The 24,810-nt window shown below is 69.4% G+C and carries 20 protein-coding genes; 17 read left to right on the top strand and 3 right to left on the bottom strand.

Annotated features, from left to right (window positions below):
* Positions 1-604: 604 nt before the first annotated feature.
* Positions 605-1,291 (bottom strand): M23 family metallopeptidase, encoded by a 687-nt coding sequence (locus DL990_RS07640; protein WP_125788899.1) that lies wholly within the window; start codon positions 1,289-1,291, stop codon positions 605-607.
* Positions 1,292-1,923: 632 nt separating this feature from the next.
* On the opposite strand from DL990_RS07640, the gene DL990_RS07645 reads away from it, so the two are divergent.
* The 9 genes from DL990_RS07645 (at position 1,924) to DL990_RS07685 (ending at position 12,310) form a co-directional block, all read left to right on the top strand.
* Positions 1,924-3,783 carry a hypothetical protein gene (locus tag DL990_RS07645; RefSeq protein WP_125798245.1) on the top strand — a complete coding sequence of 620 codons (1,860 nt, stop codon included), beginning with the start codon at positions 1,924-1,926 and terminating at the stop codon, positions 3,781-3,783.
* On the top strand, positions 3,780-4,139 hold the full coding sequence (locus tag DL990_RS07650) for a hypothetical protein (protein ID WP_125788901.1): 360 nt from the start codon (positions 3,780-3,782) through the stop codon (positions 4,137-4,139). The genes DL990_RS07645 and DL990_RS07650 overlap by 4 nt, the downstream gene beginning before the upstream one ends.
* Before the next feature lie 117 nt (positions 4,140-4,256).
* The gene (gene sucC, locus DL990_RS07655) at positions 4,257-5,426 is read left to right on the top strand and encodes an ADP-forming succinate--CoA ligase subunit beta (protein WP_125788902.1); all 1,170 of its coding nucleotides are present in this window, start codon (positions 4,257-4,259) and stop codon (positions 5,424-5,426) included.
* Between the two features lies 1 nt (position 5,427).
* The gene (sucD, locus tag DL990_RS07660; protein WP_125788903.1) at positions 5,428-6,315 is read left to right on the top strand and encodes a succinate--CoA ligase subunit alpha; all 888 of its coding nucleotides are present in this window, start codon (positions 5,428-5,430) and stop codon (positions 6,313-6,315) included.
* A 346-nt stretch (positions 6,316-6,661) separates the two neighbouring features.
* The gene (locus DL990_RS07665; RefSeq protein ID WP_125798246.1) at positions 6,662-7,480 is read left to right on the top strand and encodes a DUF5336 domain-containing protein; all 819 of its coding nucleotides are present in this window, start codon (positions 6,662-6,664) and stop codon (positions 7,478-7,480) included.
* A 143-nt stretch (positions 7,481-7,623) separates the two neighbouring features.
* Positions 7,624-9,114, top strand: coding sequence for a DUF6350 family protein (locus DL990_RS07670; protein WP_125798247.1), 1,491 nt, complete (start codon positions 7,624-7,626; stop codon positions 9,112-9,114).
* A 76-nt stretch (positions 9,115-9,190) separates the two neighbouring features.
* Positions 9,191-9,808, top strand: a complete 618-nt coding sequence (purN, locus tag DL990_RS07675; RefSeq protein ID WP_125788906.1) for a phosphoribosylglycinamide formyltransferase — start codon at positions 9,191-9,193, stop codon at positions 9,806-9,808.
* Positions 9,805-11,367: a bifunctional phosphoribosylaminoimidazolecarboxamide formyltransferase/IMP cyclohydrolase gene (purH, locus tag DL990_RS07680; protein ID WP_125798248.1), complete on the top strand. Its 1,563-nt coding sequence runs from the start codon at positions 9,805-9,807 to the stop codon at positions 11,365-11,367. The genes purN and purH overlap by 4 nt, the downstream gene beginning before the upstream one ends.
* A 178-nt stretch (positions 11,368-11,545) precedes the next feature.
* A complete protein-coding gene (locus DL990_RS07685; RefSeq protein ID WP_125798249.1) occupies positions 11,546-12,310 on the top strand; it encodes a hypothetical protein in 765 nt (254 codons plus the stop codon).
* Here the strand turns inward: DL990_RS07685 and DL990_RS07690 are convergent.
* Complete coding sequence (locus DL990_RS07690; RefSeq protein WP_125798250.1) at positions 12,307-13,011, bottom strand: SRPBCC domain-containing protein; 705 nt, start codon at positions 13,009-13,011, stop codon at positions 12,307-12,309. The two genes, DL990_RS07685 and DL990_RS07690, sit on opposite strands and share 4 nt — an antisense overlap.
* Positions 13,012-13,192: 181 nt before the next feature.
* On the opposite strand from DL990_RS07690, the gene DL990_RS07695 reads away from it, so the two are divergent.
* Together DL990_RS07695 and DL990_RS07700 are read left to right on the top strand one after the other, a co-directional pair.
* Positions 13,193-13,720: a pyridoxamine 5'-phosphate oxidase family protein gene (locus DL990_RS07695; protein WP_125798251.1), complete on the top strand. Its 528-nt coding sequence runs from the start codon at positions 13,193-13,195 to the stop codon at positions 13,718-13,720.
* Positions 13,721-13,777: 57 nt separating this feature from the next.
* A complete protein-coding gene (locus tag DL990_RS07700) occupies positions 13,778-15,124 on the top strand; it encodes a hypothetical protein (RefSeq protein WP_125798252.1) in 1,347 nt (448 codons plus the stop codon).
* A gap of 445 nt (positions 15,125-15,569) precedes the next feature.
* Here the strand turns inward: DL990_RS07700 and DL990_RS07705 are convergent, their stop codons facing one another.
* Positions 15,570-16,409 carry a hypothetical protein gene (locus tag DL990_RS07705; RefSeq protein WP_125798253.1) on the bottom strand — a complete coding sequence of 280 codons (840 nt, stop codon included), beginning with the start codon at positions 16,407-16,409 and terminating at the stop codon, positions 15,570-15,572.
* A gap of 177 nt (positions 16,410-16,586) precedes the next feature.
* On the opposite strand from DL990_RS07705, the gene DL990_RS07710 reads away from it, so the two are divergent.
* The 6 genes from DL990_RS07710 to DL990_RS07735 all read left to right on the top strand — a co-directional run bounded on the left by DL990_RS07710 (position 16,587) and on the right by DL990_RS07735 (position 24,804).
* The gene (locus DL990_RS07710) at positions 16,587-17,312 is read left to right on the top strand and encodes a hypothetical protein (protein ID WP_233620417.1); all 726 of its coding nucleotides are present in this window, start codon (positions 16,587-16,589) and stop codon (positions 17,310-17,312) included.
* Entirely contained in the window at positions 17,309-18,919 is a 1,611-nt protein-coding gene (locus DL990_RS07715; RefSeq protein ID WP_233620418.1) for a DNA polymerase Y family protein, read from the top strand. Before DL990_RS07710 ends, DL990_RS07715 begins: the two co-directional genes overlap by 4 nt.
* A 158-nt stretch (positions 18,920-19,077) precedes the next feature.
* Positions 19,078-22,431, top strand: a complete 3,354-nt coding sequence (locus DL990_RS07720; protein WP_125798254.1) for an error-prone DNA polymerase — start codon at positions 19,078-19,080, stop codon at positions 22,429-22,431.
* 106 nt (positions 22,432-22,537) lie between these two features.
* On the top strand, positions 22,538-23,047 hold the full coding sequence (locus tag DL990_RS07725; RefSeq protein WP_125798255.1) for a hemerythrin domain-containing protein: 510 nt from the start codon (positions 22,538-22,540) through the stop codon (positions 23,045-23,047).
* 67 nt (positions 23,048-23,114) lie between these two features.
* Complete coding sequence (locus DL990_RS07730; RefSeq protein ID WP_125788915.1) at positions 23,115-23,597, top strand: VOC family protein; 483 nt, start codon at positions 23,115-23,117, stop codon at positions 23,595-23,597.
* Between the two features lie 139 nt (positions 23,598-23,736).
* Positions 23,737-24,804: a reverse transcriptase family protein gene (locus tag DL990_RS07735; protein WP_255431320.1), complete on the top strand. Its 1,068-nt coding sequence runs from the start codon at positions 23,737-23,739 to the stop codon at positions 24,802-24,804.
* Positions 24,805-24,810 lie beyond the last annotated feature (6 nt).

Below are 24,810 nucleotides of genomic sequence, written 5' to 3' on the forward strand. Positions count from 1 at the left end.
AGTTCGATGCGCTGGGGTAGGCTGGAAGTGCCGGTGTGCCCCGTTCAGGAGGAGGGGGCGCACGGTGTGGACGGGGTCTTGTTTGGGGTTCTCTCGAGTGGGGTACTCGAGTACTTGCGGGGTGTTGAAGAAGGGGCGGGGACGGATCGGGGTCCGGAACCGCCGGAAGTGCTCAGGCTGGTCGCGGCTTGGCGCGCGTTACTGCGGACGCACGAACCGGACGGGGCCGGACGGTGTGTCGTATGCGGGCACGCGCGGCGATGGCTGTTCGGGCCGCGGCCAGCCGGGTACCGAACTCTTTCCCGGGGACTTTTCGCCGGATGGCGGCCGCTCGCACGGCGCCCGGCCGGTCTCTGCACGGTATGGCAGATCGCTGTGGGGTACTTCGTCCGAAAGCTGCCCGACGGCGTCGCTTGAGGGCTTTGAGAGCCCGAAAGACCACACATGCTCCGGGCCCGATGGCCTGCGACGCTTCCCGGTGTCCTTGAAACCGGTGTCCTCGAAAGGGGAAGCGGAGGCCCTGAAGGCGCGCCAGAGCGTCGTTGCCCGGCGCGCCCTTGCCGCGGGCGGTGTCACCGGTGTGGTGAAGGGGAAGGAATTCCGGTCAGCCGACGCTCACGCCACGGGCGGCGAGCCACGGGCGCGGGTCGATCTTCTTCGTGCCGTTCTGCCACACCTCGAAGTGCAGGTGCGGGCCGGTGCTCTGGCCACGGTTGCCGACCTCGGCGATCTCCTCGCCGCACTTGACCTTCTGGCCTTCGCGGACGGAGAACGAGTTCATGTGGCCGTAGACGTGGACGGTGCCGTCGGCGAGCTGGACCTTGACCCAGAGACCGAAACCGCTGGCGGGGCCGGCCTCGATGACCGTGCCGTCGGAAGCCGCGACGATCGGCGTGCCGATCGGGGCCGCGAGGTCGATGCCGAGGTGGCTCGTACCCCACCGGGCGCCGAAGCCCGAGGTGAAGGAGCCCTTGGTCGGCATGCAGGTCTTGGGCCGCTTGGCCTCTTCTTCGGCCTTGCGGGCCGCTTCGGCCTCACGCTTGACGCGGGCCTGGGTGATGCTGTTGTTCTCCGAAAGCTTCTGGGCTTCGGCGGAGGCGTTCGTCGACTGGCTCGTCGGCAGCAGTTCGGGGGCGCCACCACCGGCTCCACCGCCGAGGGCGAACGAGGCGCTCGCGTCCTGGGTGCTGGCCAGGGGGGTGACGGCGGCGTCGGAGGATTCCGAAACGGACTTCAGGGTCTGCCCGGCAGCGGCGGCCGCGAAGGCGCCGGCAGCGACGGCTGCGACCACGACACGACCGCGAAGGGCCGAGGACGGGGGCGACAGGCGGTGCGAGCCCCGGACGCGAACGACCGCACCATCGAGTGCGTTCTCGAGCGCCGGGGAAGGAGCTTGGCCGCCGGGGGAGCGGTGTGAAGCCAAGACGGGGCCTTCCATGTTCGGGGAGTCGGATCAAGAGCCCGGGCGGGGGAACCCGGTGAACGACCTCGGGGGTGGTTCGTTCGGTGCTCTCATTCGTGATCTGACTGTAATGGGGACCCCGGGACAGTAACGAAGCGGCACCCCGGACAGCAAGATCTGACGGCGCTCTCGGCCGATCGGGCGACGGCGATGTGGCCGTTGTCCAGTGAGGATTACCCAAAGTTAAACCAGGTTTACTCACAACCGTGTGACTTGCGTTACAGGATCATGGGGCCGTTCGGGGGTACCGAAGGGCCGGAAAGGGGGCAAACGAGGGAAATAAGCGGTTGCCCGACGGTGTTGAAGGAGGTTTACCCGGAGTAGGCCGCTTCCACGCCTCGCCTGCGCCTCTCTCCAGCTCGTCATCAGCTTGTCTTCAGTGGTCTGGTCGAACGCCGGTGAGACCTGCGGCGCCCCTGCTGCCGGGCCCGGCCGACCCGGGCTTGCTAGCGTCGCCGTCGATGACTTCGCGCTCACGGCACCCTGGCGGCGACTCCGCCGGGCAAGCCGTCCCCGGTACCGCGTCCGCCGAACTTCTCCGGAGCGAACCGGGCTCCCGCCCGCGAGCGCTCCTGCTGTCGGCGGGGCTGGTGTCGGCCGGTGCGGTCGCGCTGGCCGCCGGCGCACTGTTGCCCGTCATCCAGGGTGGTTCGCCTGGTTTCACCGCCGGTCCGCTGCTGGTCGTGCTGGCCTTGGCGCCCGCGGTGGCCGTGCTCTACGCCCTGTTCACCGGGCGCGCCGGGCTCACGGCCGGGCTGGTGCTCGGGCTCACCGCGCTCGCGCCCGGGCGGCTGCTGCTGGACCTGCAGCTGCTCGCGGACGGGTCCCTCGCCGCACGTCCGGAACTGTTCCTCGCCGACAGGCTGCTCGCGCTGCCTCCGGCCGGGCCGGGGCTGTGGCCGCTGGTGGTGGGCCACCTGCTCACCCTCGCCGCCGGGGCGTTCGCCGCCGGGACCGCACGTGACGAGGCGGAACTGGCGGGTGAACTCGACGGACGGCGCCGCTGGCGGCTGCTCGGGCCCGTGCTCGGCGTGGCGGGCTGGCTCGGCCTGCTGCTCGCACCCCTCGGTTCGGGAAACGCGTATCTCCTGGCCAAGAACGCCTTCGAGGGTCCGACGGTCGCGATGGCCGGGTACCTGCTGATCGCGGCGATGCTTCCGTTGACCGTGCTCGTGGCCGTGAGTTCGCCTTCGGCGGGAGTCGGCAAGGGCGGGTTCGCCGGAGCCGGGCTGGCGTCACTCGCGGTCGGGGTCCCGGCGGTGGTCGCGGGGCTGGTCGTGGACCGGCTCTCGGTCGCGCCGGGTTCGGTGGTGGTGACCGTCGCGGGTCTGGCGCTGGTCGGGCTGGCCTTCACCCGGTTCGACGTCGCGGAAGCAGACGATGCCGTCACCGGTGACCTCGCCGGCGAGGCAAGGCTGCCAGGACTGTTCTGGTGGCGGCTGGCCACCGGCGGCCTGGCGCTGCTCGCCGCCGCCGCGGCGGTCGCGGGTGCGCTGGCCCCGGTCCTGAAGGCCAACGGTCCGACGCCCGTCCCCGAGACGCCGGCGCGCTGGCTGCTGCTCGGTGCCGCCGTCGTGCTCGCCGTACCCGCGCTGTTCGTCTTCGTGCCGCGGCTCTCGGCGTTCGCCAGGGGAGTCGTCGCGGCGACGTGGGCGGGGGTGGTTCTCGCGGGCGCGGCCGTGCTCGGCGCGGCCTTGTCCGTGACCGAGGACAAGGCGGTGGACCCGGCGCTGTTCGGGGTCGACCTCCCGGTGCCGTCGCCGGACAAGGTCGGCTTCTCGGCGGGCCCCGGCGTCACGTGGACGTTCATCGCGCTCGTGCTGGCGGCCGTTGCCGCGCTCGCCGCGGTGGTCACCGGCGTCGTGGAACGCGATATCACCGATGACGCTGACGATGCCGTCGATGCCTCGACCGACAGTGGGCTGGACGGTTCGCGGGCGAACGGCACCGTGCTGACCCCGGTCGTCGCGGCGGCGGTCCTGGCGATCGCCGCGTTCGGCACCCCGGTGTTCACCGCGCCCGGCTACACCGCCCCCGGTCTGTGGTCGAACTTCGGCGCGGCGTCGTGGGGCCTGCTCGGCGCGCTCGCGGTCTTGCTCGGCCTGTACGCGCTCGTCGTGCGCTCGCGGCCGGTCGCGGCGGCGTCCGCCCTGGCCGGTGCCGCGCTGCTACTCGGGCTGCGTGCGGCGGAACTGCCGCTCGTCGGCTCGGAGTACGACGGCTCGTCGGCGGGGATCGGGTTCTGGCTCGCACTGGGCGGCGCCCTCGTCTCCCTCGTCGCGGCCGGAATGGCCGTAGCGGGTGCGCGGCGGACCGGATGACGCGCCGCCTCCTTCGGATCGTGCTGGCCGAGTTCGACGTTCCGGACGGTTCGGCGGTCGCGCTCGGGAGGGCGCTGCGCGACGACGGGGTGGAGGTCGTCTACGCCGGGCGTCTCGACACCGTCGAACAAGTGGTCCGGACGGTCGAACAGGAGGATCCGGACATCCTCGGCGTCCTACGTGGCGAGAGTGAACCGGAAGGGCTCGCCGAAACGCTTCCCGGCGTTCTCCTCTTCGCGGTCGGTAACGGTCCGAGCGGGTTCGAAAACGCCTTCGAAAGCCTGGAAGAGGCGGCGAACTGGGTCTCCGGTGTGCGGTCTCACACCGTGGAAACACCGTCTGACCGCGTACGGTGACCGACTTCACCAGGTGCGGAGTGCCCTGCTTCTACGCAGGTCGCTAACCTCGACTGGTCCGACAGCGCGGTCCGGAAACGGACCACCACAGTGGCGTGTCGTCAGGAGACTGGAGTAGTGGACCTCTACGAATACCAGGCGAGGGATCTCTTCGCCGCCCACGGAGTACCGGTTCTGCCGGGTGCCGTGGCAAATACCCCCGAAGAAGCCAAGGCCACCGCCGAGAAGATCGGCAACCAGGTCGTCATCAAGGCCCAGGTCAAGACCGGCGGCCGCGGCAAGGCGGGCGGCGTCAAGCTGGCCCAGACGCCGGATGAGGCCGCCGAGAAGGCCGAGGCGATCCTCGGCCTGGACATCAAGGGCCACATCACGCGTCGCGTGCTGGTGGCCGAAGCCTCGGACATTTCCGAGGAGTACTACTTCTCCTTCCTGCTGGACCGTGCGAACCGCACCTTCCTCGCGATGGCTTCCGCCGAAGGCGGCGTGGAGATCGAGCAGCTGGCCGTCGAGCGTCCCGAAGCGCTCGCGAAGATCCCGGTCGACGCGATCATCGGTGTCGACAAGGCGAAGGCCGTCGAGATCCTGACCGCGGGCAAGTTCCCGGAGAAGGTCGTCGACGAAGCCGCCGACGTCGTCGTGAAGCTCTGGGAGACCTTCGTCTCCGAGGACGCGACCCTGGTCGAGGTCAACCCGCTGGTCCGTGACCCGCAGGACAAGATCATCGCCCTCGACGGCAAGGTCACCCTCGACGAGAACGCCTCCTTCCGTCAGCCGGGCCACGAGGCACTGGTCGACAAGGACGCGGAGAACCCGCTCGAGGCCAAGGCTAAGGCGAAGGACCTCAACTACGTCAAGCTCGACGGCGAGGTCGGCATCATCGGCAACGGCGCGGGCCTCGTGATGTCCACGCTGGACGTCGTGGCGTACGCGGGCGAGAAGCACGGCGGCGTCAAGCCCGCCAACTTCCTCGACATCGGTGGCGGCGCGTCGGCCGAGGTCATGGCGGCCGGTCTGGACGTCATCCTCAACGACACCGACGTGAAGAGCGTCTTCGTCAACGTCTTCGGTGGCATCACCGCTTGCGACGCGGTCGCGAACGGCATCGTCGAGGCGCTGAAGATCCTGGGTGACGAGGCCACCAAGCCGCTCGTCGTGCGGCTGGACGGCAACAACGTCGTCGAGGGTCGCCAGATCCTCGCCGACGCGAACCACCCGCTGGTCACCGTGGTGGACACAATGGACAACGCGGCCGACAAGGCCGCCGAGCTCGCCGCGGCAGGTGCGTGAGATGTCGATCTTCATCAACGAGAACAGCAAGGTCATCGTCCAGGGGCTCACCGGCTCCGAGGGCATGAAGCACGCGACCAAGATGCTGAAGTCCGGCACGAACATCGTGGGTGGCGTCAACTCCCGCAAGGCCGGCCAGACCGTCTCCATCGAGGGCAAGGACCTCACCGTGTTCGGCACGGTCGAGGAGGCCATCAAGGAGACCGGCGCCGACGTGTCGGTCATCTTCGTGCCGCCGAAGTTCGCCAAGGACGCGGTCATCGAGGCGATCGACGCCGAGATCCCGCTCGCCGTGGTGATCACCGAGGGCATCCCGGTGCACGACTCGGCCTACTTCTGGGCGCACGCGGTCGCGACGGGCAACAAGACCCGCATCATCGGGCCGAACTGCCCCGGCGTGATCAGCCCCGGCAAGTCGAACGCGGGCATCATCCCGGCCGACATCACCGGTGCCGGCCCGATCGGCCTCGTGTCGAAGTCCGGCACGCTGACCTACCAGATGATGTACGAGCTGCGTGACATCGGTTTCTCGACCGGTGTCGGCATCGGCGGCGACCCGATCATCGGCACGACGCACATCGACGCCCTCGAGGCGTTCGAGGCCGACCCCGAGACCAAGGTCATCGTGATGATCGGCGAGATCGGCGGCGACGCCGAAGAGCGTGCCGCGGCCTACATCAAGGACAACGTGACGAAGCCGGTCGTCGGCTACGTCGCGGGCTTCACCGCGCCCGAGGGCAAGACCATGGGCCACGCCGGCGCCATCGTCTCCGGCTCCTCCGGCACGGCCGCCGCCAAGAAGGAGGCCCTCGAGGCCGCCGGTGTCAAGGTCGGGAAGACCCCGAGCGAGACCGCCGTCCTGGCGCGCGAGCTGTACAACAGCCTCTGATCCTTCGGAGACTGAAGCTTTCCCCGGCGGGCCGGGCACCTCACCGGTGCCCGGCCCGCCTCTTTACGCCCGGATCGCGTTTAGCCCGCTAAAGGCGACGCGCGCCCCGGATCGCCTTTAGCGGGCTAAACGCGATCCGGCGGCGGGGTCGCCTTTAGCCCCCTAATCGCGATCCGGTCGTCGCGGAGGGGTTCCGCACGGAACCCGACCGGGTGTACAGACGTCTCAGAGCCCGAGGCGTGGGGTGACCGCGTGTGCGCTAGCGTTCGAGCATCACAGCCGCCTCGTTTGTCCCGGGAGTCCCGCGCGCCCCGGGGTGCCGGTCGAACGACAGGAGAGCATTCGGATGTCCTATCCCAGCGGTGGGCCCGGCTACCCCCAGCAGGGTGGCGGCCAGCAACCCCCTCAGTCCCACCCCGGCTCGGGAGCCTTTCCGCAGCAGCAGGCGCCGTCGCAGGCTCCCCCGCTGAACCTGGCGCTGCTGCTCGCGCTCGCCGTCGCCGTCCTCGGCCTGGTGCAGTTCTTCATCGGTTTCTCCGACGAGGCCGACGCCGCCGGGCAGGTCTCGGTCTTCCTCCTGGTCAGCGGTCTGCTCGCGGGCCTGCACGCGCTGCCGCGTGGCCCGAAGACGCTGCCGTTCGCCGCGTTGTTCAGCGTCCTCGGCGCGTTCGGCGCACTGGACCTGATCATCGGCTACGGGAGCGGTCGCGAGGAGGTCTCGGTCCCCGGCATCCTCACCGTGGTGCTGATCCTCGGCATCCTGCAGATGCTGGTCGCGGTCGCCGCGCTGCTGTTCGAGCACGACGTCATCAAGCTGCCCGCCGCGAAGCCGCAGCAGCAGGCGCCGCAGGCCCCGTACAGCCAGCAGTTCCCGCAGCAGGGCCCGCAGGGTCCGTTCGGCCAGCAGGGTCAGCAGGGCCCGGCCGCCACTCAGGTCCAGCCGTTCCCCGGCGCGGGCCAGCAGGGGCAGCAGCAGGGCGAGCCGTCCGGCCCGTTCTCACAGCCGGGCGGGTTCCAGCCGCCGGTCACGCAGCCGCCGGGTCAGCAGGCCACGACGTACGCGCCGCAGCAGGGCCAGTTCTTCCAGCAGCCGCCGTCCTCCTCGTCGTCGGAGTCAGGCCAGAACCCGGGCACGCCACCCGGTGGTTTCGGCCAGCAGAGCTGATCTTCCGAACGCGAAACACCCGCTGTGACTCTCCGTGTCACAGCGGGTGTTTTCGTTTTTCCGGGTTACCCGACCGGGTGGGTTGGGCCACGTGCGCTGTCCGGTGGCGGCGTGCCTCACCCGGACGGCCCAGTCCGGATGTCATGGTGCGGATCATGAAGCTGCTCACCCGCGACGAACGCCCGCCGGGCGAAGAGCCGGTGAGCGACCTCGTCCCCGAGCCGGAGGTGTCCAGGGCGAAGCGGGTTCGTGTGTTGCTCGCCGCGGCTTGCGCGCCCCTGCTTTCTTCCTATACCGCCGTCGCGGCCGTCCTCGCCGTGGTGTCGTTCGCCGCCGACCGGTCCCGGTTCTCCGCCACCGGAGCGCTGCTCGCCGCCGGCCCGGGCTGGCTCGCTTCGTGGCAGGTGGAACTCGAACTCGGCGGTCATCCGCTCGGCGTGCTGCCGCTGCTGCCGACCCTCGTCGTCGGATGGCTCGTGGCGAGGACGGCCGCGCGCGCCGCCCGTCGCCTCGGCGGACGGACTCCGGCGGACGCTGTCCCGGTGGTGACGGTGATAGCCGGGGCGCACGCGTTGTTCGGTGTGTTCATCGCCCTGATGGCCGGCGGATCGCCGATCGGGGTGAACTCGCTGACCGCGTTCTGCGTGCCGGGGCTCCTCGCCGGGCTCGCCGCCGTCGCGGGAATCGCCAGGATCTGCGGGCTTCCGGCCGCGGTGCGGGACCGGTTCGACCCGGTCGCCGTCCACGGCCTGCGGGCGGGTGCGCTCGGCCTCGCCGCGTTGATCGCCTGTGGCGCGGTGGTGTTCACCGCGGCCACCGCGCTTTCTTGGTCCACTATGGACAGTCTGTTCGAGCCGGGTTTCGGCGCGAGCCTCGGCATGTTCGTGCTCTCCGTGGCCTACCTGCCGAACGCGGTCGTCGCCGCGCTGTCGTTCACCACCGGGCCGGGCTTCTCGATCGGCTCGGTGACCGTCGGCATGTTCGGCTACCAGGAAGGCAAGCTGCCAGGGGTGCCGGTGCTGGCGGGGATCCCGTCGCACCACGCGGTCTGGTGGCCGGCGTTGCTGCTCCTGCCCGCGCTGGTCGGTGCGCTGGTCGGCTGGCGGATCCGCGCGATCGACGAAGACCCCATGCTGCGGATGCGGGCGGTCGCCGTCGCGGGCGCCCTCGTCGCGTTCGGTTGCGTCATCCTCGGGACCCTGTCCGGCGGAAGGCTCGGTGACGGGCCGTTCGACCCGGTCAGCGTGCCGGTCGGGGTCGCGTCGGTGATCGCGTTCTGCTGGATCGTCGTCCCCGGCGGGTTCGTCGCGTTCTTCGCCGGACCGCACGAGGCTCCCGAACCGCCGGGTGAACCCGAGGACATCGCCGAAGTCGAAGAAGAAGCCGTCGAGCCCGAAGACGACGAACTCGCAGAGGAAACCGAAGCCGAAGCGGGCGAAGAAGCCGAAGAGGTCGAAGAATTGGCGGAGGACGTCGACGAGACCCCGGCGGAACCAGAGCCCGGAACCGAGCCTGAACCAGAGCCCGAAACCGAGCCCGAAACCGAGCCCGAGCAGGACGGTGCCGTCGACGACGCTGTGACCGAGTCCACCGACGGGTCCGGCGACGAAAGCGCCCCCGGCGACGACCGTTAGGGTTGTCGCGACCAGGTGAAGCGCCGTACGCCCGAGTGCGTACCGCCGTGGCAAGGAGCCCGTTCTGGCTAGTCGGTTGGACCTGCCCACTCCGGTGAAGCTCGTCGTCCTCGCGTCCGGTTCCGGCACGCTGCTGCAGGCCGTGCTCGACGCGGTCGAAAAACCGAACTTCCCGGCGAAGGTGGTCGCCGTCGGAGCGGACCGCGCCGGGATCGCGGCGCTCACCCGTGCCGAACGCGCGGGCGTGCCGTCGTTCATCGTGCGGATGGCCGACCATCCGGACCGCGCCGCGTGGGACAAGGCGATCACCGAAGCCGTCGCCGCCTACCAGCCGGACCTGGTCGTCTCGGCGGGGTTCATGAAGATCCTCGGCGCCGAATTCCTCGCGCGGTTCCCCGGCCGCGTGATCAACACGCATCCGGCGTTGCTGCCGTCGTTCCCCGGCGCGCACGCCGTGGCCGACGCGCTGGCGATGGCCGTCAAGGTCACCGGGTCGACGGTGCATTTCGTCGACGCCGGAGTCGACACCGGGCCGATCATCGCGCAGGAGCCGGTGATCGTGGAGCCCGACGACGACGAAGACGTCCTGCACGAGCGGATCAAGGCCGTGGAACGCAGGCTCCTGGTGGAAACGATCGAAAAGCTCGGCCGGAGCGGGTGCGCGGTCGAGGGACGAAAGGTGAGGTTTTCGTGAGTACCGCACAGGGACAGCGTCCCGTCCGGCGCGCGCTGATCGGCGTCTCCGACAAGGCAGGCCTGCTCGAACTCGCCACCGGGCTGCACGCGGCCGGTGTCGAGATCGTGTCGACCGGCGGAACGGCGAAGGTCATCGCGAACGCCGGGGTGCCGGTGACGCCGGTCGAGCAGGTCACCGGGTTCCCGGAGTCCCTCGACGGCCGGGTCAAGACGCTGCACCCGCGCGTGCACGCGGGCCTGCTCGCCGACCGCGAGCGCCCGGAGCACGTCGAGCAGCTCAAGCAGCTCGACATCGCGCCGTTCGACCTGCTCGTGGTCAACCTGTACCCGTTCACGCAGACCGTCGCCTCGGGCGCGAGCCCGGAGGACTGTGTCGAGAACATCGACATCGGTGGCCCGGCGATGGTGCGTGCCGCGGCGAAGAACCACAACAGCGTCGCCGTCGTGGTCGACCCTTCACGCTACGAGTGGGTGCTGGACCGCGTCGCCGCCGGTGGTTTCGAGCTGGCCGATCGCAAGCGGCTCGCCGCGCAGGCCTACGCGCACACCGCGGCGTACGACACCGCCGTCGCCTCGTGGTTCGCCAATGTCTACGCGCCCGCGGACGATTCCGGCTTCCCGGACTTCACCGGCGCTTCGTGGGAACGCGGCGACGTGCTGCGCTACGGCGAGAACCCGCACCAGAAGGCCGCGCTGTACAAGCACTGGCGGCCGGGTCTCGCGCACGCGGAACAGCTGCACGGCAAGGCCATGTCGTACAACAACTACGTCGACACCGACGCCGCGCGCCGCGCCGCCTACGACTTCGAGGCCCCGGCCGTCGCGATCATCAAGCACGCCAACCCGTGCGGGATCGCCGTCGGCGAGGACATCGCCGAGGCACACCGGAAGGCGCACGCGTGCGACCCGGTTTCGGCCTACGGCGGGGTGATCGCGACCAACCGGCCGGTGAGCCGCGAGGCCGCCGAGCAGATCTCCGAGGTGTTCACCGAGGTCGTCCTGGCGCCGGACTTCGACGCCGAGGCGCTGGAGATCCTGCAGCGCAAGAAGAACGTGCGACTGCTGAAGCTGCCCGCGATCACGTCGCCGGATCCGATCGAGTTCCGGCCGATCTCCGGCGGCGTGCTGGTGCAGACCGTCGACACGATCGCCGCCGAGGGCGACGACCCGGCGAACTGGACGCTGGCCACCGGCGCGCCCGCCGACGAGCGGACGCTGGCCGACCTCGAGTTCGCGTGGCGTTCGCTGCGCGCGGTGAAGTCGAACGCGATCCTGCTGGCGAACGACGGCGCGACCGTCGGTGTCGGCATGGGCCAGGTCAACCGGGTCGACTCCTCACGGCTCGCGGTCTCGCGGGCGGGCGACCGGGCGAAGGGTTCCGTCGCCGCTTCGGACGCCTTCTTCCCGTTCCCGGACGGACTCGAGGTCCTGCTCGAGGCCGGCGTCCGCGCCGTCGTCCAGCCGGGCGGCTCGATCCGCGACGCCGAGGTCATCGCCGCCGCCGAGGCAGCCGGGGTCACCCTGTACCTGACCGGCACGCGCCACTTCGCCCACTGACGCCGACTCGCCTTTAGCGGGCTGAACGCGATCCGGCCCGGACTTGCGTTCAGCCCCCTAATCGCGATCCGGGGACGTTTCCGGTGCCCGGCCGCGGCCGTCGTGCCATGCTGGCCGCGGATCGCGTTTAGCCCGCTGAACGCGATCCGGACGTACGTGAATCGGTAGGGGAGGATCGGTGCACCAGCCACCGCAGGGGTACGGCCAGGGACCGGGTTTCGGCCCGCCACCTGGGCAGGGCTACGGACAGCAGCCGGGTTACGGCGGCCCGCCCCAGCCCGGCTACGGACCGCCTCCCGGTTACGGCCCGCCTGGCTACGGGCAGCCTCCCAAGAAGAAAAAGACCGGGCTGATCGTCGGCCTGATCGTGGGCGGCGTCGTCCTGCTCGGGCTCGGCATCCCCGGCGGAATCTTCGCGTCGGAGTACTACTCGTCGGTCGGCAAGGCGCCGGTCTCGCAGCAGCCGCCCGCCGAGTGCCAGGTCTCCCCGGAGGTCCTGAACAAGACGGTCACCACCAGCTACCAAGGCGTCCGCGAGAACGAGATCAAAGCGGGCAAGACCGTCATCAAGCAGTACGGCTGTTCCTGGCTGCCGCCGGAGAGCGACAACGTCCACGACCGTTCCCTCCAGATCATGGTGTACCGCCACGAGGGGCCGGACGCCGAGAAGCGCGCGGCGGAGTCGTCCGCCGGGTCGGCCGCGCCGTCCGAGCGTCAGCAGCAGGTGCAGGGCATCGGGGAGAAGGCGGTCCTCGTCACCCTGGACACCGACAGCGCCTTCAGCGGCGCCGAGCTGCGGTACTCCCAGGGCGTGTACGTCGTCATCGTCACCTACAAGGGCTGGGACAAGGGGTTCTTCACGAACTCGCCGATCCCGCCGGCAGAGTCCGCCGAAGCGGCGAAGTCCGTCGGCGCCGAGATCGCGAAGAAACTGCCCCGCTAGCCGTACAGGCCGTTCAGCCAGGCTGTCCACGCCTCCTCGGCCTTGTCCGCGTCGGCGTCTTCGGCGAACAGGTGGTGCCCGATGCCGACAGACCAGCCCCAGACGTTCCGGCCGTAGAAGCGGTACAGCGCGTCTTCGGTCCGGACGCCGATGAAGGCCGGCGTCAGGTAGTCGACGACGCCTTCGACGCCGGGAACTTCGAGGTACACCCGGTCGCCGACGGCCGTCGCGCCGACGGCCGCCCGCACGGCCTCGAACGCTTCCGGAGCCTTGGACGCTTCGGGCGCGTCGGCATTGAAGTACTTCGCCTGACGTCGGTTGAAGTGCGTCAGGTACTCGCCCAGCGAGTGGTAGTAGAACGACGTGTGCTGCTCGCACGCGTCGTATTCGACGTCCCAGTCGTCGAGGACCGTGGTGTGCTCGAAGCGCAGGTATGTGCCGCCGTCCTTCGGTTCGAGGATGTACTCGAGCGTGTTGAACCAGCCGTTCTCGTCTTCGGCGTAGGTGACGAAGTGCTGTGACGGCTTCCAGACGGTCACCATGCCGCCGTTCGGGGTGAGGCCGGACTCGGCGCCGCCGTCGCGGGGTTCGTACCGGATCGGCCAGAGCCAGCCGCCGCTGCCCGTGGTGATCGCGGCCCAGGTGTCGGCGGGCGTGGTGGGCAGGAAGCCCTCGAAGCGGACCTCGGATTCCTTCGTCATGGCTGTTCCTCTCTCGTATGCCTTCAAGAGAGCGACGCCTGGCCGGGGGCCGTTTCGACAAACGGATCGCGTTTAGCCCGCTAAAGTCGACGTGACGCAGGTCACATCCGAGAGTGTCGAGGCCTGGGTGACGGCGGCGTCCCTGGTGTGTCCGCGAAGGCGGCGACCCGAGGAGAGCGACATGCAGCAGAGCACGATCGACGAGATCCTGAACCGCCCGCTCAGCCAGGAGCTCTTGGCCCGCGACCTGGCCCGGCTGGCCTACACCGCGCTCGACGGCACGCCGCGGTCGATCCCGATCGGCATCCACTGGAACGGCAAGGAGATCGTCCTGTGCACCCCGACGAACGCGCAGAAGTTGCCGGCGCTTCGCCGCAATCCCGCCGTCGCACTGACGATCGACACCGAATCCCACCCGCCGAAGATCCTGCTCATCCGCGGCACCGTCGAACTGGACCACGTCGACGGCATCCCCGACGAGTACATGCAGTGGAACGGCACCTACGAGATGACGTCCGAGCAGCGTGTCGAGTGGGAGGCGAACGTGCGGTCGCTCTACGACAGCATGGTCCGCGTCGTGGTGACCCCGACCTGGGTCAAGCTCATCGACTTCGAGACCACCCTTCCCTCCGCCGTCGAAGAGCTCCTGCGCCGGCAGGCAGCGCGTCAGAGCGAGCTGGCGGGGGAGCTCGTACGCCAGGAAGCGTAGGGGAGAAGCCGCGTCTCGACGGATTCCCGCGAAGTCTCGCGCTGTCAGCATTTCGCCATGACGTTGACAGGAATCCTGGCCGCCGCGCTGATCGTCACCGGCGCGCCCGCCATCGCCGCGGACGACGTCCGTGTGCACACCGGAGTGATCGAGGGTGCCCGATACCGGGTCGAGGTGCCAGCGAACTGGAACGGCAAGTTGTTGCTGTACAACCACGGGATCTATCCGCCGGGCCATGTTCCCGAGGAGATCGAACTCGCCAACCGGGCGGAGGCGAAACCCGTTCTCCTCGGCGAGGGGTACGCGCTGGCCGCGTCGCTCTACAGCAAGCCGATCGGCTTTTCGGCCCGCGAAGCAGTGCACGATCAGACCGCGCTGCTGTCCTGGTTCGACCGCACCATCGGCCGACCGGCGCAGGTGCTCACCTGGGGAGCCTCCGGCGGCGGGCTCAACTCGGTCCTGCTGGCCGAGCGGCTCCCGCACCGGATCGACGGCACGCTGGCGATGTGCGGTCCCGTCGCGGGCGGTTCCGCGTTGTTCGCCCAGGCACTCGATCTGGGGTTCACGGTCCGGACGCTGCTGGCGCCCGAACTGGAGGTCGTCCGCATCGCCGACCCGGGGGCGAACCTCGCGAAAGCTCATCAGGTGGTCGCGAAGGCGTTGGAATCACCCGATGGACGGGCGCGGCTCGCCCTCGCCAACGCGTTCGCCGACGTCCCCGGCTGGTCGACGGCACACCGCCCCCGTTCCGCAGACGTCGCCGCGCAGATTCGTCAGCAGACGGAGTTCGTCCTGGCGGTCTACGACCAGTTCTCCTGGGGTGCTCACCGGGTCGATGTGGAGACACAGGCAGGCGGGAACCCGACCGGGAACACCGGAGTGGATTACCGCGGCCTGCTCGCCCGGTCCAGTGAACGCGATCTCGTGACCCAGGCCTACCGTGACGCCGGCCTGGATCTCGGCGCCGATCTGGCCGCGCTCGCCGCCGCGCCCCGGGTGAAGGCCGACAACGCCGCCGCCCGGTGGCTCGCCCGCGTCGGGACGCCGACCGGACACGGTCACCGGCCCGTCGTCACACTGCACCCGATCGGCGACGGCGTCGCCCCCGAACACGAGCGGACCTATGGCGACCGCGTCGATTCCGAGCGGATCCGGCAACTGTTCGTGAACCGGGGCGGTCACTGCCAGCACACCGCCGCGGAGGAACTGACGGCGTTGCGCGTGCTGCGGGACCGCGTCGAGAGCGGCCGCTGGCCGTCGACGTCGCCGGATCGGCTGAACGCCGAGGCGAACCGGTTCGGCCCGGAGTTCCGTTTCCTCTATGACTGGCTGCACGGTGAAGGGGGCACTGCCGCGTCCGGTTTCCGGCGGTACCACCCGGCGCCGCTTCCTCGCGTGGCCTGACCGTCCGGTGTCCTGAGTGGCCGGGTTATCGAGGGGTAAGGCGAAGGTGGCGTATGGGTCGCGGCACTCTCCGGCCCGTGAAGGCCTCCTTGAGGGACCCAGAGTCCCTCAAGGAGTCCTTCATTTGTGTGCCTACGTCTGACCTGCGGGTTGGCGGGTGGGTCGTGAGGTGATGTCACCACCAGGCCGATGGACGTCGCGCGTGATTGAAGGCGGAACTCGCGTGTTCAAACGCGGAACTCGCGTGATTGGAGGCCGATCTCGCCCGTGACCGGGTCCGCCGTGAGTTCCGCTTCCAATCACGCGAGTTCCGCTTCCAATCACGCGTGTCACGCCTAAGGCCACACGACGACCAAGGGGATCTCAGAGCGCGAGCCCCGAGTAGTGGGTAAGCAAATGCGGTGCCCCAAGGAGGCCTTCACGGACCTGCGGCCCACGAGGCTTCTCACTCCCCGTGGTAGTGCAGACCCGTGCGCTTCAGGACGACCCAGCGTTCGCCGGGCCGGTCCGCGACGACCGGATACCACCGCGGAGCGACCGCGGCGGTCAGTTCGTCCCCTCGTTCGATGAGGGAGTTCACCGCGGGTTCCCCCACCACGATGAGCGCGGACCAGTCGACGTGCGCCAGCAGATCGTCCTCGGTGACCCCGAACCGGTCATCCAGCAGGGTGACCAGGTCGTGCCCGGTGTCCGGGCCGGAGCGGACTTCGCCGACCTCGGGCACCTCTTCGACAACGGGCTCGTCGTCATCAAAGTCGTCGTCGTCCTCTTCGTCCTCCTCGTCTTCATCTTCTTCGTCGTCTTCGCGTTCTTCGGACCACACGTGGTGGTCGAGCCGTGAGATGGCGTTGCTCAGGTCGAAGGCCTGCTCGTCGGTCATGAACAGGGTCACGGTGTGCCCGTCGGTCAACGTGAACGTCAGTTCTGCTTCCGGGTAGCCCTTGGTGCCGGGTTCCGCTTCGACCATGCCTGCCACGGTCCCGGCCAGAGCCGAGTCCGCCGGGCTCGTGCCCCAGCCCAGCGACGGCAGGTTCGCGGCCATCTCCAGCACACAGGTCGCGGCGGTCCAGAACGCCTCCTTGTCCCGGAAGTCCTTGCGGCTGCTGGTCAGGGTCCGTCCGCCGCCCAATGGCTCGGTGCGGGCGTCCAGCTGGCCCCGCCCGGTGCCGTTCTCCCAGATCGCGGTGACCGTGATCTGGTTGGCCAGGCGTTTGCGGTAGTTCTCGATATGGCCTTCCCTGGCGAGTTCCCAGCCGTTCACCGTCTCGGGCCAAGCGTCGTCCACTGCGGGGTTCCTTTCCTGACAAGGGGATTCCCGGTATCGGACGTGACAGGTCCGGTGATCGTTCCCGGCTCGCTTGACAACCGCTGCGCCACCCGGTCTACTGGAGTCATCGAACAAGCGTTCGAAGTGCCGCCTTCCCCGTGGCGCGTCCGGTGCCGTCCACAAAGGACGGTCCAGATGTCGTGGGAGGCGGGTCCGTTGACAGCGGAGGTGGTCGAGGCACGGGCCTTGCCGTTGGCGAGGCTGGCGGCTTTGCCAGGAGTGAGCACGGCCAGTGGCGTGGCTTCCGCGGCCGAACACGCGAGGACGACGGGAAGGGTGCTCCCGGTGTCCCCGGCGTTGTCCGGTCTGTTGCCCGCCGCGGGGCTCCGGCGCGGGAGCACCGTTTCGGTGCTGGGGTCCACGTCACTGATGCTCACCCTGCTGGCCGCCGCGACCGCCGGCGGTGCGTGGGCGGTCGCGGTCGGCCTGCCCGCGCTCGGGGTGGTCGCCGCCGCGGAACTCGGGGTCGAGGTGGGCAGGCTGGCGCTGGTCCCCCGCCCCGGTGCCGAGTTCCCGGCGGTGACCGCGGCCCTGCTCGACGGCTTCGATCTCGTGGTCGTCGGTCCGGGGCTGGCCCGGCCCGACGTGGCGAGGCGGCTGTCCGCCCGCGCGCGTAACCGTGGTTCGGTCCTGCTTTCGCTGGGGTCCTGGCCCGGTGCGGAGGTCGAGCTGAGCTGCCGTCGCTCGAGCTGGACCGGCTTCGACGGCGGGGGCGCGGGTCATCTGCGCGCCCGTGAGGTCGAGGTGCGGGCCGGTGGCCGGGGTGCGGCCGCCCGGCCGATGTCGGCCTTGCTGCGGTTCACCGGCGAGGGTGAAGTCGAGCGTGCCGACTTCCCCGCGACCAGGTGGGGGACGGCATGAACCCGCCTGTGCGCATGCTGGTGCTGTGGTGCCCGGACTGGCCGGCGGTCGCCGCCGCGGCCGTCGCGGGTGAACCCGTCGGCCGCCCGGCCGCGGTCTTCTCGGCGAACCGCGTGGTCGCGTGCACCGCGGTGGCCAGGGGATACGGAGTCCGTCGCGGGATGCGGCGGCGCGAGGCCCAGTCCTGCTGCCCGGAGCTGGCGGTCTTCGGTGAGGACGACGGCCGTGACGCCCGGCTCTTCGAGTCCGTCGCACGGGCGGTGGAGGAGCTGGCCGTCGGTGTCGAGGTGGTGCGCCCCGGGATCGTCGCCGTTCCGGTCGACGGCGCGGCCGGGTACTTCGGCGGTGAACACGGCCTCCTGGAACGGCTGGTGGACGAGGTGTCCGTGGCGGCGGGGGTGGAAAGCCAGGTCGGCGTCGCCGACGGCCTGTTCGCCGCGACGCTCGCCGCCCGTCGTTCGACGCTGGTCGAGCCCGGTGGGACGGCGGAATTCCTGGCTCCGCTGCCCATCCGTGAACTGGACCAGCCTGAAGCCGGCCGGACCGAGCTGGTCACCTTGCTTAAGCAGCTCGGCCTTCGCACGCTGGGCGCCTTCGCGGAGCTCGAAGAAAGCGACGTCTCCGCGCGCTTCGGGACAGAGGGCGTGCTCGCGCACCGGCTGGCACGAGGACGTTCCGAACGTCCGCCGTCGCGCCGACGTCCTCCGCCGGAGCTCTCGCTGGCGAAGGCGTTCGACCCGCCGATCGACCGGAACGACGCCGCCGCGTTCGTGGCGAAAGGGCTCGGCGAACGGTTCCACGCCGGGCTCGCCGCGCACGGGCTGGCTTGCACCCGGCTCGGCATCTACGCGACGACCGAGACCGGTGAGCAACTCGGCCGGGTATGGCGGTGCGCCGAACCGCTGACCCCGCTCGGGGTCGCGGACAGGGTGCGCTGGCAGTTCGAAGGCTGGCTGAAAGCCAAGGATCGCCCCAATTCCGGCGTCGTGCGGCTGCGGCTGGAGCCGGAGGAGACCGTCGAAGGACGGTCGCTGCAGCTCGGGTTGTGGCAGACCGGTGCGTCGGGCGTGCTGCGTCCGTCCACAGAGGACGAAGTCCTGTCCGGTGAGCGTGCAGGCCGCGCGCTGGTGCGGGTGCAGGGCCTGCTCGGCCCGGAGAGCGTCTTCACCGCGGTGCTCGACGGCGGCCGCGATCCCGCCGAGCGGGTCCGGCTGGTGCCGTGGGGCGACAGGCGGGAGAAGTCGGCGCAGGCGGACGCGAACTGGGCAGGGAGGCTCCCGTCGCCCTCTCCGGCCACGGTGTTCGTCCCGCCGGTTCCCGCTCAGGTGCTGGACGAGAACGGGCGCGCCGTGGAGATCACCGCGCGGCGCCGGGTCAGCGCCGCGCCGTTCCTCGTGAGTTTCGAGGGCGGTGAGCCGCGCGAGGTCATCGCCTGGGCCGGGCCGTGGTTCGTCGGTGTCCGGGCCGGGGCGGGGCACGCGCGGTCGGGGACCCGGATGCGGTTGCAGGTGCTGCTGGCCGACGGGGCCGACGCCGAGGAGGCGGTGCTGCTCCGCTTCGAACACCACAAGAATCCGATGTGGACACTGGAAGGGAAGTACGACTGAACATGGACGAGGAGTACACGCGGCTGGTGCGACGCTGGCTGGAGGAACCGGCCATCCCGGTACAGCGTGCCGAGTTGGACACCGCATGGGCGGCGTGTGTGCCGCGCGTGGAAGTGTTCGTCCCCGCGCCGAGAAGCTCGACAGAGAATCGGTGACCGATGGGCTGGAACAACCCTCCGCGGCCGTGGAAGGACCTCGCCCGCGAGCTCGCCGGCGAGGTCCCGCCCGGTGACGGCGGCGACAGCCCCGCGTGGAGTGCCAAACGTGAGGGCTATCAGCCGCCCGCGGACCTGTCCGGGCTGATCGGCGACGACGACGGGGCCACCGCGCGCCGGGTGCCGTACGCCGAACTGCACTGCCATTCGAACTTCAGCTTCCTCGACGGGGCGAGCCATCCCGAGGAACTGGTGGAGGAGGCCGCGCGGCTGGGCCTGGACGCGATCGCGCTCACCGATCACGACGGCATGTACGGCGTGGTGCGGTTCGCCGAAGCGGCGCGGGAGCTGGGTGTGCACACCGTCTTCGGCACGGAGCTCAGTTTCGGCCTGTCCGGGCCGCAGAACGGGTTCGCCGATCCCGAGGGCGAGCACCTGCTCTTGCTGGCCAAACAACAGGACGGCTACCTGAGCCTGAACCGGGCGATCACCGCCGGTCAGCTGTACGGCTTCGACAGGCAGTCGTTGTCCCCGAAGGAAAGGGCGGAGAAGGGCAGGCCGGTTTACGACCTGCGCGCGGTCGCCGAAGAGGTCCGCGGGAAGTGCGTCGTGCTCACCGGCTGCCGTAAGGGCTCGGTGCGCAAGGCACTCGTCACCGGAGGCCCCGCCGCGGCCGTCGAGAGACTGAAGGAACTCATCGACTGCTTCGGCCGCGAAAACGTCTATGTCGAGCTCATCGACCACAGCCTTCCCTTGGACAGCACGCACAACGACCTGTTGAGCGAAATGGCCAAGGAGTTCGGGCTCCCGACGGTGGCGACCACGGCCGCGCACTACGCCCGGCCGGAGCGGGCCCCGCTCGCCGACGCGCTCAGCGCCATCCGCGCCCGGCGAGGCATGGAGGACATGGAGGGCTGGCTGCCCGCCGCGGGAACGGCGTTCCTGCGGTCGGGGGAGGAGATGGCCGAGATCTTCGAGCGGTATCCGGGTGCGGTGCAGCGGGCGGCGCTGCTCGGCCGGGAGTGCGCGTTCGAACTCCACCACATCGAGCCGAAGCTGCCGCCGTTCGACGTTCCGGAGGGGCATACCGAAGCGTCCTACTTGCGGTACCTCACCAGGAAAGGCGCGGAGGAGCACGAGAAGAACAAGGACGAGGAGTACCGCGAAAAGGCCAGGAAGCTGATCGACCACGAACTGGAGGTCATCGAAGAACTGGGTTTTCCCGGCTACTTCCTGATCGTCTGGGACATCGTGCGGTTCTGCCGGGACAACAAGATCCTCTGCCAGGGCCGGGGATCGGCCGCGAACTCGGCGGTCTGCTACGCGCTCGGCATCACCAAGGTCGACGCCGTGCGCTACGGCCTGCTCTTCGAACGGTTCCTCGCCCCGGATCGCGACGGCTACCCGGACATCGACCTCGACATCGAATCCGACCGCCGTGAGGAGGCGATCCAGTACGTCTACGAGAAATACGGGCGGCTGAACACCGCGCAGGTGGCGAACGTGATCACCTACCGGGCCCGGTCCGCGGTCCGTGACGCGGCGCGGGCGCTGGGGTACTCGCCCGGCCAGCAGGACGCGTGGAGCAAGCAGATCGACCGCTGGGGTGCGTTGCGCGCCACGGAAAAGGACCACGATCACGACATCCCCGAGGAGGTCGTGGAACTCGCCTGCGCGCTCGAAGACTTCCCGCGGCATCTGGGTATCCATTCCGGCGGGATGGTGATCTGCGAGCAGCCGGTGAGCGAGGTCGTCCCGATCGAATGGGCCCGGATGGAGAACCGCAGTGTCGTGCAGTGGGAGAAGGAGGACTGCGCCGCGGCTGGGCTGGTCAAATTCGATCTGCTCGGCCTCGGAATGTTGTCGGCCCTGCATTATATGATCGACCTAGTCCGTGACCACAAAGGGGAAGAGGTCGACATCTCCGAATTGGATCTCAAGGATCAGAACGTCTACGAAATGCTCTGCCGCGCCGACGCGATCGGCGTCTTCCAGGTGGAGAGCCGTGCGCAGCTGGCCACCCTGCCTCGCTTGCGCCCCAAGAAGTTCTACGATCTGGCCGTCGAGGTCGCGCTCATCCGGCCCGGACCCATCCAGGGTGGTTCGGTGCATCCCTACATCCGGCGCAAGAACGGCCAGGAGAAATGGGATTTCGACCATCCGAAACTGGTCAACGCGCTGGAAAAAACCCTCGGCGTGCCGTTGTTCCAGGAACAGATGATGCAGATCGCCCTCGACGTCGCCGATTTCACCCCGGCGGAGGCGGATCGGCTGCGACACGCCATGGGGTCCAAACGTTCCGAACAGAAGATGGAACGGCTCAAACGACGTTTCCTCGAAGGCGCCGCGAAGAACGACATCGGGGGAGAGCTCGCCGAGAAGATCTTCGGCAAGCTCAAGGCGTTCGCGAACTTCGGTTTCCCGGAGAGTCACGCGCTGAGTTTCGCCTTGCTGGTGTTCGCGAGCGCGTACTTCAAGTACTACCACCCGGACGCGTTCCTGGCGGGTTTGCTGCGCGCGCAGCCGATGGGGTTCTATTCGCCGCAGTCGCTGGTCGCCGACGCGCGGCGGCACGGGGTGCGGGTGCTCGGCCCGGACATCAACGCGAGCCTCCCGCACGCGACGCTGGAACCGTTGCCTGAAGAGGGAAAGCTGCTCGCCGTGCGAGGCGGGCTGTCCACCGTGCGGATGATCGGCGAGAGCCTGGCGAAGAAGATCGTCGAGGAACGGGAACGCGACGGCCCCTTCGCGGACCTGGCCGAGGTCGCCCGGCGTGTACGGCTGACCAAACCGCAGGTCGAGGCGCTGGCGGCGGCAGGCGCGTTCGGTTGTTTCGGTGAGACCAGGCGGAGCGCGCTCTGGGCGGCGGGTGCGGTCGCCGACGAAAGCCTGGAGAAACTGCCAGGGCTCACCACCGGGGTCAAGGCGCCGATGTTGCCCGGCATGGACGAAATCGACGTCGCGGCCGCGGACGTCTGGGCAACCGGGGTGTCGCCGGACAGCTTCCCGACCCAGTTCATCCGCGAGCACCTCGACGAGCTCGGCGTCATCACGGCGGCGGGCCTGCGCGAGGTCCCGCACGGCACCCGGGTGCTGACCGGGGGCGCGGTGACCCATCGCCAGCGGCCGGCGACCGCGGGCGGCGTCACCTTCCTGAACCTCGAAGACGAGACGGGGATGATCAACATCATCTGCACGATGGGGGTGTGGCAGCGCTATCACCGGGTCGCCCGCGGCAGTCCCGCGCTGCTGATCCGCGGCGTGGTCGAGCGCACCGGCGAGGTGGTGAACGTCCTCGCCGAACAGATCCGCCACCTGCCGTTGCGGATCACCGCCAAGTCCCGTGATTTCCACTGAGCACTCTTGACGATCATCCGGGGACTGTGCTGTAGTTCGATCAACGTCGCAGTGCACCCGGCAAAGAGACCGCCGTGGGCGCGGAGGCGTCGGACCATGGGAAATCATGGAAACCCCTTCTTCATCGAACGGCCGGTTGACGGCGTTCGGAAATCAACTCGTTCAGGTTCACAACTGGCTGCGTAAAGAGCTGGCCAGGCTGCATGACGACCTCGAGTCGGTAGCGGCCGGGCGCGCCGAGCGGCTGCGCGATCTCCGGGCTCATTGCCTCACCTTCTGCTCGGCGCTGACCAGGCATCACACCGGCGAGGACGGCGGCGCCTTCCTTGTGCTGGCGGAGAAATTCCCCGAATTGCGGCCGTCGCTCGAAGAGCTCGCGCACGACCACGAGGTCATGACCGGGATCATCGAACGGATCGAGGAGCTGGTCGCCGGCGTCGGCCCCTGGTCGAGTCAGGCCGAGATCCTTGACGTCCAACGGGAACTGGACGGGCTCACGGCGATCATGGAGACGCATTTCCGGTACGAGGAGAAGCGGATCGTCGAGGTGCTCAACTCGCTGGACATGCCGGAGTGGCAGGAGTCGAAGCCGCCTTTCCTGCTGAAAACGCATTAGGACACGATCTGTCCTATACGGGCTCTAGCGTTCTTCTCATCGCACACCACGACCGAGGAGAACTCCGATGAGCAACCCGATCCCCGACGGCTACCACACGGTCACCCCGTGGATCATCTCGCGCGACACCGCGAGCGTGATCGACTTCTTGAAGCGGGTCTTCGACGCGGAGCCGATCGGTGAACCGGTGTACGTCGAAGGCGGGAAGATCGGGCACGCGGAGGTCCGGATCGGCGACTCGGTCGTCATGCTGTTCGACTCGCGTGACGACTGGGTCGGCACCCCGGCGTATCTGCGGCTCTACGTCGAGGACAGCGTGGAGACGCAGCGCCGGGCCATCGAGGCGGGCGCCGAAGAGGTGACGAGGCAGACCGAACTCTTCTTCGGCGACCGTGTCGGCCGGGTCCGTGACCCGTTCGGCAACCTGTGGTGGATCCAGACCCGGCTGGTCGACCTCGACTTCCCGGAGATGGAACGCCGGATGAACGACCCGAAGTTCATCGAGGCCATGCGCTACGTCTCCGGCACGGAGATCATTCCAAGTCCCTGAAGTCGGTAGGGTGGCGATAGCGACGCGGAGGTGAGCCGGTGGATCGCCACCCACTCCGGGGCAACCCCGGGGAGTACGAAGACAGCGAGACAAGGCGCCCCGCGCGAGCGCGGCATGCTTCGCGTGCGAGTCCGCGCGGATGACAGGAGAAAGAGTCACCTCCGCGTCGCTCCTCGAACCCATGCCGGTCTGGCGATTCCAGGTGACCCGTTGGGCGACCTTCGACGACTGCGCCGCCGCCCTCGACCTGACGCCCGGCGAACTCTCGTGGTTCGCCGACGCGAAGGGCTGGAACAGGCGTGCGGCCGAGCCGATCCGGCACTACACCTACCGCTGGATCCCGACCGCTTCGGGCGGTGTGCGGCTCATCGAGCGGCCGAAGCCGCGGATCGCCGAACTGCAACGCCGGATCGTGCGGCACGTCGTCGAGGCGCTGCCGGTGCACGAGGCGGCGCACGGGTTCCGGCGCGGACGTTCGGCGATGTCCTGCGCCGCGCCGCACGCCGGGCGGGAAACCGTGGTCAGGATGGACCTCGAAGGGTTCTTCCCGACGGTGTCCGCGCGCCGGATCTCGGCGCTGCTCGCCCTCGCGGGGTATCCGCCCGCCGTGGCGGAGGCGCTGGCGGGTGTGCTCACCACGGCCGTTCCGCCCGATGTCCTCGCCACCGCGCCCGAGGGGCGGCGGGGTCCGGCGCGCGTGCGGCTGCTGAACAATCTGGCGGCCACGCATCTTCCGCAGGGCGCGCCGTCGTCGCCTTCGGTCGCGAACGCGGTCACGCACCAGCTCGACCGGCGGCTCGACGGTCTCGCGCGTGTACTGGGCGCCGCCTACACGCGATACGCCGACGATCTGGCGTTCTCCGGGGATTCCCTGCCGCTGCACCGGTTGCTGCCCGGTGTCCGGCGGATCGTGACCGGCGAGGGCTTCCGGCTGCGAGACGACAAGACCTCGATCGCCGGAGCGCACCAGCGGCAACGGGTCGCGGGCCTGGTGGTCAACAGCGCGCCCGCCGCGACGCGCGCCGACTACGACGCCCTGCGCGCACTGCTGCACAACTGCGTCCGAACCGGCCCGGAGGAGCAGAACCGGACCGCGCATCCGGACTTCCGGGCTCACCTGCTCGGCCGGATCGGCTGGATCGCCGCGTCGTCCCCGGCGCGGGCGGCGAAGCTGCGGGACTTGTTCGACGGGATCACCTGGACGTGAGCGGGT

The sequence above is a fragment of the Amycolatopsis sp. WAC 01416 genome, from assembly GCF_003947485.1.
In the GTDB taxonomy this organism is placed as follows: domain Bacteria; phylum Actinomycetota; class Actinomycetes; order Mycobacteriales; family Pseudonocardiaceae; genus Amycolatopsis.